General features: G+C 63.9%; 2 protein-coding genes. One reads left to right on the top strand and one right to left on the bottom strand.

Features of this window, described 5'->3' with window-relative positions:
• Positions 1-145 precede the first annotated feature (145 nt).
• Positions 146-409 carry a 30S ribosomal protein S20 gene (gene rpsT / locus AC1DT2_RS23940; RefSeq protein ID WP_063571080.1) on the bottom strand — a complete coding sequence of 88 codons (264 nt, stop codon included), beginning with the start codon at positions 407-409 and terminating at the stop codon, positions 146-148.
• 199 nt (positions 410-608) lie between these two features.
• Here rpsT and murJ point away from each other — a divergent pair.
• On the top strand, positions 609-1,187 hold a 579-nt coding region (gene murJ, locus AC1DT2_RS23935; protein WP_477299186.1), incomplete at its 3' end, for a murein biosynthesis integral membrane protein MurJ.

The following is a 1,187-nucleotide window of genomic DNA, read 5'->3' as shown; positions in this document are numbered from 1 at the left end:
CGGACTGGCCCGCTGCCGCGGGATCGCCGATGAATCGGCTCCCACAGGAATCGGCTCCCACAGGAATCGGCTCCCATCGTAATGAGGGCAACAAAAAAGCCGGCTTGCGCCGGCTTTTTTGCGAACAGCGATGTCGCGCAGGCAATTACGCCAGGTCGCGGATCTTCGCGTTCAGGCGGCTCTTGTGACGGGCAGCCTTGTTCTTGTGGATGAGGCCGCGTGCAGCGTAGCGGTCCATCACCGGCACGGCGACGGCGTAAGCCGTGGCTGCGCCAGCCTTATCCTTGGCGTCGATCGCCTTGACGACCTTCTTCAGTGCGGAACGCACCATGGAACGCGCGCTGACGTTGCGCAGACGGCGCTGCTCCGACTGACGCGCACGCTTCTTCGCGGACTTGATGTTGGCCAAGGTGAAGCTCCAGAGTTCTGTTGGTTTTAAGAAAGACGCCCATTTTGAGGCCAAAGACGGGTCGCGTCAATAGCTTAGAGCCCGCGCAGGCGGGCCTGGAGGGCGGGGCGGGCACGCTGCCCGTGAAATTCCAGACCGCAGACTGTCCTCCGCTAGCCCGCCGCTGTCAAACTAGGGGTTTGCGATCACCCGGACACGGATGAAAACCCCCAGCCTTCTTCGCGGCGTGCTGTCTTTCAGCGGCATGACCATGGTCTCCCGTGTGCTCGGCCTGGTCCGCGACATGGCGATCAACGCCTCGTTTGGCGCCAATGCCGCCACGGACGCGTTCTGGGTGGCTTTCCGCATTCCGAACTTCATGCGCCGCCTGTTCGCCGAGGGCTCCTTCTCGACGGCTTTCGTGCCGGTGTTCACTGAGGTCAAGGAGACCCGTCCGCACGACGATCTCAAGCAGCTGATGTCGCGCACGGCGGGCACGCTCGGTGGCGTCCTGTTGGTGGTGGTGGCCCTGGGCGTGATCTTCGCGCCGCAGGTAACGGCGTTGTTTTCTCCCGGCGCGGTCGAGACGCCCGAGAAATTCGAGCTCACCGTCAACCTGCTGCGCCTGACCTTCCCCTTCCTGTTGTTCGTCTCGCTGACCGCGCTCAGCGGCGGCGCGCTCAACAGCTTCCACAAGTTCGGCCTCCCGGCGCTGACGCCGGTGATCCTCAACCTGTGCATGATCGGCGGCGCGCTGTGGCTCGCACCCAGGCTGCATACGCCGATCATGGCCATGGGC

This window comes from Luteibacter sp. P4_E6 (assembly GCF_056401535.1).
The sequence above is the reverse complement of the archived record's forward strand: the minus strand, read 5'-3'. Positions and strand labels throughout refer to the sequence as shown.